We start from the raw sequence: 8,755 nt of genomic DNA on the forward strand, positions 1-8,755 counted from the left end.
CTGACGCTGGGCGAAGGCAAAAAGAAAGTGGTGGTCTTTGTTGATCCACGATGCCCGCACTGCCATGAGCTTTTGAAGCAAGCCTTACCGTTAACCAAAGAATACACCTTCCAAATACTCCCTGTGCCAGTGCTTGGTCCAGATTCAGAGCGTCAGGTTCGCCAACTTGGCTGTGCGCGTGATAAGAAAGCGGCCACCGATGCATTGCTCAATGGCCGGATTGGTAACCTAGAACAGGATGATGCCTGCAACTTGGAGCCAATGCAGCGTACCTTGGTGACGGCTCAAATTCTGGGCATTCAAGGTGTACCTTTCATCGTCGCCAATGATGGTCGCATCAGCCGAGGCCGTCCTTATGATCTTTCTGCTTGGTTGGAGGGGCGTTAATGAAAGCCTCTCTGTATTCAGGGCAACGCGCTTCAGAGCTGTTGCCAGTATTGGCCTATTCCGACGATGAGCAACTGTTTTTCATGGAAGACCAGAGTGTTGGCTTTGGTTTTCTATGTGACCCATTGCCGGGTGGTGATGAGTCTGTTGCAGACAGGGTTAATGTTCTACTTAACAACGACTGGCCAAAAGACACTTTGCTGCAATTTGGCCTGTACGCCTCGCCTGATATTCAAACCGACCTTCAGCTCATGATGGGCTTGCGGCATCGTCAATCCGATCCATTGCTCAGGGCGTCGATACGCAAACGTGCGGATTTCCTCGATGGCGGCACGGTTCAACCGATAGAAGAATCGACCCAGACTCAGGTACGCAACTTTCAACTGATCGTCACCTGCAAATTGCCTCTGGAAAGTCCTATACCGACGGAGCGTGAGTTGAGTCGAACATCCGCGCTTCGGGCTTCTTTCTCGCAGGCGCTGACAACGGTTGGTTTTCGCGTTACTGAGATGACTGACCGGAACTGGCTCGCGGCATTAAGTGCGCAGCTTAACTGGGGGAAAGATGCTTCTTGGCGTAATCCATCTCCAATTCGAAGTGAGGCAGATAAACCACTTCGAGAGCAAGTGTTGGATTATGACCGGGCTATCAAGGTGGATAGCCAAGGTCTGATGCTGGGTGATTACCGAGTTAAAACCTTATCGTTTAAGCGCTTGCCTGAGCGGATCTGGTTTGGTCATGCCGCAAGTTTTGCGGGCGATATGATGACGGGCAGTCGCGGTTTACGCGGAAGCTTTTTGCTGAATGTCACCATTCACTTTCCTTCAGCTGAGGCGATGCGATCTCGTTTAGAGACGAAGCGTCAATGGGCGGTCAATCAGGCCTATGGCCCGATGCTCAAGTTTGTGCCGGTGCTTGCAGCCAAGAAAAAGGGATTTGATGTTCTTTTTGAAGCCTTGCAAGAAGGTGATCGTCCTATTCGGGCAAACATGACCTTAACGCTGTTTTCACCAACTGAAGAAGCGTCCATCAGCTCTGTTTCAAATGCTCGAACTTATTTCAAAGAACTCGGATTTGAGCTGATGGAAGACAAGTACTTCTGTTTGCCCATTTTTCTGAATGCCTTGCCATTTGGTGCTGACCGCCAGGCGATGAACGACTTGTTTCGATTCAAGACCATGGCGACACGGCATGTGATCCCTCTGTTGCCTTTGTTTGCGGATTGGAAAGGTACAGGCACGCCAGTGATTAACTTTGTTTCCCGTAATGGCCAGATCATGAGTGTGTCTCTTTATGACTCGGGCAGTAATTACAACTGTTGCATCGCGGCGCAATCTGGGTCGGGCAAGTCATTCCTGGTGAACGAAATCATCTCCTCCTACTTATCTGAAGGTGGGCAATGCTGGGTGATTGATGTTGGCCGCTCCTATGAAAAGCTGTGTGAAGTCTATGACGGTGAGTTCTTACAGTTCGGGCGGGACAGTGGCATTTGCTTAAATCCGTTTGAAATCGTTGAGGACTATGACGAAGAAGCGGATGTACTAGTTGGGTTATTGGCCGCAATGGCCGCACCTACGCAGTCATTAACCGATTTTCAGATGGCCAACCTAAAGCGTCAGACCCGTGAACTGTGGGAGAAAAAAGGTCGTGCCATGTTGGTTGATGATGTGGCAGAGGCTTTGAAAAATCACGATGACCGTCGTGTGCAAGACGTGGGTGAACAGCTCTATCCGTTTACGACACAAGGCGAATATGGCCGCTTCTTTAATGGCCACAACAATATTCGCTTCAAAAACCGTTTCACCGTTCTGGAGTTAGAAGAGCTAAAGGGGCGTAAGCATCTACAACAAGTGGTGTTGCTTCAGCTTATCTACCAAATCCAACAAGAGATGTATTTAGGTGAGCGGGATCGTCGCAAGATTGTGTTCATCGACGAAGCCTGGGATCTGCTGACTCAAGGTGATGTCGGTAAGTTCATCGAGACCGGTTACCGTCGATTTCGAAAATATGGCGGCAGTGCTGTAACGGTAACGCAGTCGGTCAACGATTTGTATGACAGCCCTACAGGTAAAGCCATCGCTGAAAACTCGGCCAATATGTACCTGCTTGGCCAAAAAGCTGAAACCATCAACGCGCTCAAAAAAGAAGGCCGCTTGCCACTCGGTGAAGGCGGTTATGAGTACCTGAAAACCGTTCATACCGTCACGGGTGTCTATTCCGAAATTTTCTTTATTACCGAGATGGGCACCGGGATTGGCCGCCTCATCGTCGATCCGTTTCACAAGCTGTTGTACTCTTCCCGTGCAGAAGATGTAAACGCGATTAAGCAGTTAACGCGCAAAGGCCTTTCTGTTGCTGATGCCATCTCCCAGTTGTTAAAGGAGCGAGGCTATGAATAAGACCACGCTTTGGCCATTTATGGCTTCTATTACTTTGTCTATTGCTGGTAGCGGTTTAATGACCAGCTGGCTCTTAATGAAAACACTCGACCCCATCCACAGCCAGTTGGCGTTAAGTACGCCCATTGCTGTCGTGGATTTTGGGGAGGCGGTGTTGTCACTTGGCCCCAATGCCAGCGAACAAGACATCGAATCCAGGTTGCTTCAGACCAATCAGCAAATTGAAAAGCTAAAAGCAGCCGGTTTTATCGTGCTGGATGCCCAAGCGGTGGTGGGTGCAGATGATTCTGTATTCGTGCCAGTAGGATCAAAGGAGGTGTCTCATGCAGATACTCCGTAAAAGAATGCCTTGGCGGCCATATCTCATCCGTTTGACCATTCTTGCGTTAATCATGGCCTTGGTAGGCACCTACGCCATGATGCGCTACCGAATAGGGATTGATACCCAGCAAGAGCGCTGCCTGCCTGATACCACGGTGTATCTGATTGACCTATGGAATAAAGAGCCCGTTAAGGATGGTTTGTATGCCTTCCACTCAAAAGGACTCGCTCCGTTATATAACGACGGTACTCGTATGTTGAAACGCCTAACAGGGATGCCTGGGGATGAAGTCAATGTGACGCCTGAGCATGTGCTGGTGAACGGTGCTGAAGTCTCAACCGGCATGGCATTAGCCCAGCGTCTTGGTGTGGCTGAAACAGAATTTAGCCGCTCATTGACGCTGCAAGAAAACGAATATTGGTTTTCCGGCGAGGCTGCTACGAGTTTCGACTCCCGCTATTGGAATGCCGTTAAGCGCGAGCAGATTGTTGGTCGCGCTTGGCCGCTTTGGTAGGAGGTGGAAGATGAGAAGACTATGCCTCTTATTTTTGTTGGTTGCGCCATTGGCTTTTAGTCAAGTGTCCTGGGCACAAGAGCCTTATCCGTTGTCTGACGAGGACAAAAAGATCGTCGAAATGAGCCGCAGCATTTTACAAAGTGCTGTGGATGGTTCATCTGAATTTATCGAGCCTTTTTCACCGATTGAACAACCTAAGTCGCTCAAACACAACGATGAATGGTTGATATTTGCGTCGTCCTCACTGGGGGATTCCTCACTGATGCAGCTATTTAAAGAGGCCAGTGCTACCGGCGCTATTGTGTTGTTTCGGGGAATTCCTGAAGGAAAGACCTTGGGGGCGGCTATCCGTGATTGGCATACCCTGATGGCGGGACTTGATCCTGTTCCTCAGGTTCGAATCGATCCGAAAGCCTTTGTGCACTGGCGGGTGACTAGCGTGCCTGCCATTTTCCGCATAGAAGATAACAAGGTGACTGCAAGTGCACTAGGGGTTTACAGCAAGGACTGGTTGCAACGTCAAATTGAAACAGGCAATACCGGATCTTTGGGTCAACGCGGTCCGATTCATTCCATTTTAGAACCGGATTTGATGCAAGTGGCGATGCAGCGTTTACAGTCGCTTGACCTGGGCGCGTTAAAGAAAAAAGCCATTGAGCGTTTCTGGTCTCGCCAAACTTTCACTGACTTACCCAAAGCCACGCAGTATCGGATAAGAATGGTTGATCCAACCATCGTCATGAAGCGGCCACTATTGGATGCCAATGGCCGAACATTGATCCCAGCAGGAACGCGTATTAACCCGCTCAAAGCCTTGCCATTTACTCAGCAGCTTGTGGTGTTTAATGCGTCGGACGCTGAAGAAGTGGACGCAGTTTCGCATTGGCTTGAGGGCCAAGATAGGACACTGCGCCGCATTACGCTTATCACCACGCAGCTCGACCGTGCTCAAGGTTGGAATAGCCTCAATGCGCTCGAAAAGACATTGGACAGTCCGGTTTACCTTCTCAATGCCTCGCTAAAGCAGCGCTTTGATTTGCAAGTCACCCCGTCGTTTGTTCAAGCAAAGGGGCTCGCGTTTGAAATAGAAGAAATTCCAGCAAAGGAGCTTGTTCATGCAAAAGCTCAATAATACGTATCGTCTGATGCGGACTCTCGTTGTCATGCTTGTCCTGGGCGCATCTATTCCTGCAAAAGCCGAACTGACCTGCCCAGACGCGGGTTTATTGTCTGGCAAGTTGCTGACGGATGTTTGCTGGTCATGCATTTTTCCTATCCGGGTTGCCGGTCTTCCTCTTGGCTCTGGCAATGTCCCAAGCGGCGCATCAAACAAGTCATTTTGCTTGTGTGAAGACAACTTAGGCGTGCCAAGGCCAGGTATTGTTACCAGCATGTGGGAGCCAGCGCGTCTGATTGAATTGGTCAGAACGCCGGGTTGTTCGCCTTCCATGGGAGGGATCCGTTTACCGTTAGGTGATAGACGACTGCAAGGTGGTCATGGTGAAGGTGAATACGATACCGGCGATCTTGCGTTCTACCATTACCATTATTACGCCTTTCCGCTTTTGGTCATGCTTGATTTGTTCATGGATGGCAATTGCAATGCCGATGGTTACATGGACTTTGACTTGATGTATTTGTCGGAATTGGACCCAACATGGCTTAACGATGAACTGGCCTTTTTTACTCAGCCTGAAGCGGCTGCTGTTGCTAATCCATTGGCTATTTCGGCTTGTACCGCTGACGCTGCTTCATCAACGCTTGGTAAACCCATCGATCAGTTGTTTTGGTGTGCTGGCAGTTGGGGCCATCTCTACCCGTTATCTGGCCACACCTTAGCCTTTGGCTCATTAGCAGAAAACACCAGCCATTTAGCGGCGCGTGCAATCGCGGCTCAACACAGGCGTGGTCTTGCTAGGCGAACAATGGGGAACAGTGCGCTATGCCGACCTGTTATCGAACCCATGCTGCCGAAATCCCAATACAAGATGAGTATGTTCTTCCCTGTACCGGAAACTGAAAGTGCGCATGTCATCGGTGAAAGCACCATGAAATGGGGAGAGTGGCGAACGATCCCCGGTGCCGGTGAAGATGCGCTCTACATTTTGTGGCGCTGGCAAGACTGCTGTAACTCGGGAGGTTAACCATGAAACCAACACTTTTTACCCGAGTGTTAGCGGGTATTTTATCAATCACTATGGCGTGCCTGCCCTTACATGGTGTGGCCGCTGATGTGCAGCGCCAATCCGGCCTAAGCGGACAACAAGAAGGTAAGCAATTGCTGCAAAACTGGACGATGCCCGCACTCAATGGCAATACATTGTCGGTGCCGAATGGCAGTGGTAATGAGTCCATTAACTTGCAAGAGCTTTTCCCTGGTATGGATCAGGGCTCATTGGATGTCTTAACGGGCGTTTATGGCTCTGATGCCAGCATGAATCAATTGGGGACACAGCGCCAAGAGAGCATGGCATCCGAAAGTGGCGCTACGGGTCAAGCATTTCGTTCGCTACAGCAAATCAAAGACAGGTCTCGGCCAGATATGGTCAATGATCCGCTTTGGGCATTAACTGATGCGGTTCAAACTGACCCCAATCTATTAACCCAAAGCTTCCCCGGCTGTGAGTCTCAAGGTGAAGGCAGCCCAAATTACCAGCAATGTGACAGGCTCAATACAGCGGTTAACAGCTGCACGATTACTCACGATTACACGGCAGGCATTATTGAGCATGTTTCTGGACCGATGAACCTTCGCTCTTGTGGTGAGGGGTGTCTTGAAGTTTGGATTGGACGAATTGGCGACAACTACTGGAGTGGCCGTTGTAAAGTGTTTGAACAGGCCATCACACTCAAAGTCGTGAACCCCGATGCGATTACCTCAGCCGTTCTTGAGTACGCTAAATGGGATGACTACATGCAAGTTTGGCTTGGCGATCAGAAAGTCTGGTCTGGGCCGAACAATAACTTTCCACCAGAAACGTCAGGTCGCTGCGAGCTCAGTACCAGTTGGGAGCGCAATCCAAATACCGATCTCACTGCCAGGCTAAAAGCGGTAGAACCCGGTTTAGAAGTGCCGGTAAAAATTCGCGTATCGGTTACGGGTAGTGGTGAGGGGTATGCACGCATCAAGGTGCGCTTTGATCCAACCAAGGTGGTGATGAATGATAGTTGGTCGCCACAATCCTGTATCGAACAAGCAGCGGATATCCCGACGAAGTTTTCAGACTACAGCATTCAATGCACGGATCAGCCTTCTTCAACCAACGGATGTACGGTGGTCAATGGTGTTTCAGTTTGTGAGTCCTATTTTGCCCCAAGCCCAGTGGCTGGCATATCGCCTTTGTGTCGTCGTGTGCAAGTGAGTGTGGATGATGAAAGCTATAAAGGGATTGAAAATCAGGCCTGCCAAGTGCTTGAAGCGAATCCTTCCTGTGGATTCATGTCGTCAGAATGTGCCGAGACCAATGATAAAGGTGAATGCACTCGTTTTACCGATACCTATGACTGTGGATTGCAAACCAGCGATCCAAAGTGTGTGGTATCCAATCTTATGCCGAGTAGTTTTGAAGCCTGTGAGCCTACTCAGACGATCACGCCATTTACTGAAACCAAGCATGTACCCGATTACCAGGTGTGCGAGAAGATCAGCACGCTTACTCAGTGTCAGTTAGAGCGACGTGTATCCGCCGAAACACATCAACAAAGCTGGTCCATTGAGCGCGGTTGCTTTAGCTCTGAAACGCTCAGCTTTGTTCCACAGCACAGCAGTACAATGCAAACTGGAAACGCGACACTGAGGATTTTTGATAATCAAAATACTGAGATAAAAATCACCGAGTCGCCATCCAAGGCAAATGGTTGGAAAACGACACTCTCACTGACGGGCAATAAGGAAACGGTGACTGAGACGAAACCGTCCATTAAGTACCCTGAAATGACCTGTCCAAAAGGAACCTTGGTTGGCTCATTGTGCAGCAAGGTCGTTAATGGGTCGATTATTTCGTGGCATGAACCCCAGGAAGTCACGCGTTCCAGATGTGAGTCCGGCTGGAACAAAGTCGATTTCGATACTTGCAGCCGAGAAGTTCAGAAGTGTTTGGCTCCTGCGAAACTGAGTGCTTCCTTGACCTTCTCTGGCAAATACTTAGAGCAAAACGTTGTTCATCAATCAAGTGATCCGGGCATAGACCAATGCTTGATGCAAACGGATCAGTTTACTGCGGTGCAGTGGCAGTGTTTGGATACGAGCACAAAACGAATCGACGGGTTAACGGTTGGTAGTGGCGAGTTGGCCAATCTTGGAAGCCTTTATCCAGCGGTTGTTTCGTCTCCTGCTCATTTAACCAGTCGTGGCAGCTCTGATGGACTGGGGCTCTCATGCTGGAGGGCAAAAGCGACCTATAATGCCTCGACTGCTCACCCAGAGTTCAACATGGGCAGCTCAGATAGCTGGGTAGATGCCAATGGTAATACACAAACCATCGTCAATAACGGACAAAACACGACCACCAATACGTGTGCCGCGCTAGAGCAAAATCCGGCCTGCCAGTACGTCAGAACCGAATGTACTGAGGGCGGGGCTGGTCATGAAGGCTTCTGTTATATCCAAAGTTTGGTGTATGACTGCGGACAAAGCGTTGAAGTGCAAAACGCTCGAATGGAAACTCAATACAACTGTGAGGGGCCAGTTCGCTGTATGGGCACAGATTGTTTAGAGCCAGAGTCAATCAAGCAGGCTAACTTTGCAGAGGCCGCTGCGATGCTTAATGCGGCGCAGTTTATGACCAATGATATGTCATGCACAGGAGCTGATGGCCAAGATAACGTCGAGTGTACGGTCTTTAAAGGTAATGCTGGCCAGTGCAAAAAAGCCGTTGGCGGCATAGTGGATTGCTGTGAAAAGCCAAGTGGCGTGTCGCTATCGGATTACATCACGATGATAGTTGCGGTCAACAAGCTTGATACGGCAGTCATGGCCATGAATCCGTCTTCGGCAATCTATGGTTCGTGGAATACGCTCAGGGAACCAATCACCAGTACCTGGAGTGCGGTTAAAGAGCCTTTTGTGTCTGCATGGGACTCTCTCATGGGGGCTGGGCCATCAACGGCTGCTGGCGCGGGAGCGGAGCA

7 protein-coding genes are annotated in these 8,755 nt (G+C 49.9%); all 7 read left to right on the forward strand.

The window, feature by feature from the left end:
- On the forward strand, nt 1-387 hold a 387-nt coding region (locus tag R7Z49_RS22505), incomplete at its 5' end, for a DsbC family protein (protein WP_318112072.1).
- Entirely contained in the window at nt 387-2,786 is a 2,400-nt protein-coding gene (gene traC / locus R7Z49_RS22510) for a type IV secretion system protein TraC (protein ID WP_048608542.1), read from the forward strand. The genes R7Z49_RS22505 and traC, both read left to right, overlap by 1 nt.
- Complete coding sequence (locus tag R7Z49_RS22515; protein WP_048608540.1) at nt 2,779-3,126, forward strand: hypothetical protein; 348 nt, start codon at nt 2,779-2,781, stop codon at nt 3,124-3,126. Before traC ends, R7Z49_RS22515 begins: the two co-directional genes overlap by 8 nt.
- Nucleotides 3,110-3,622: a S26 family signal peptidase gene (locus R7Z49_RS22520; RefSeq protein ID WP_172689549.1), complete on the forward strand. Its 513-nt coding sequence runs from the start codon at nt 3,110-3,112 to the stop codon at nt 3,620-3,622. The genes R7Z49_RS22515 and R7Z49_RS22520 overlap by 17 nt, the downstream gene beginning before the upstream one ends.
- 10 nt (nt 3,623-3,632) lie before the next feature.
- Nucleotides 3,633-4,757, forward strand: coding sequence for a TrbC family F-type conjugative pilus assembly protein (locus R7Z49_RS22525; protein ID WP_276434607.1), 1,125 nt, complete (start codon nt 3,633-3,635; stop codon nt 4,755-4,757).
- Nucleotides 4,741-5,769, forward strand: coding sequence for a TraU family protein (locus R7Z49_RS22530; protein WP_048608535.1), 1,029 nt, complete (start codon nt 4,741-4,743; stop codon nt 5,767-5,769). Before R7Z49_RS22525 ends, R7Z49_RS22530 begins: the two co-directional genes overlap by 17 nt.
- A gap of 2 nt (nt 5,770-5,771) precedes the next feature.
- Nucleotides 5,772-8,755 (forward strand): conjugal transfer protein TraN (gene traN / locus R7Z49_RS22535; protein WP_318112074.1); only part of this gene is annotated, 2,984 nt, incomplete at its 3' end.

This window comes from Vibrio sp. 1562 (assembly GCF_033340155.1).
GTDB classification, from domain to species: domain Bacteria; phylum Pseudomonadota; class Gammaproteobacteria; order Enterobacterales; family Vibrionaceae; genus Vibrio; species Vibrio alginolyticus.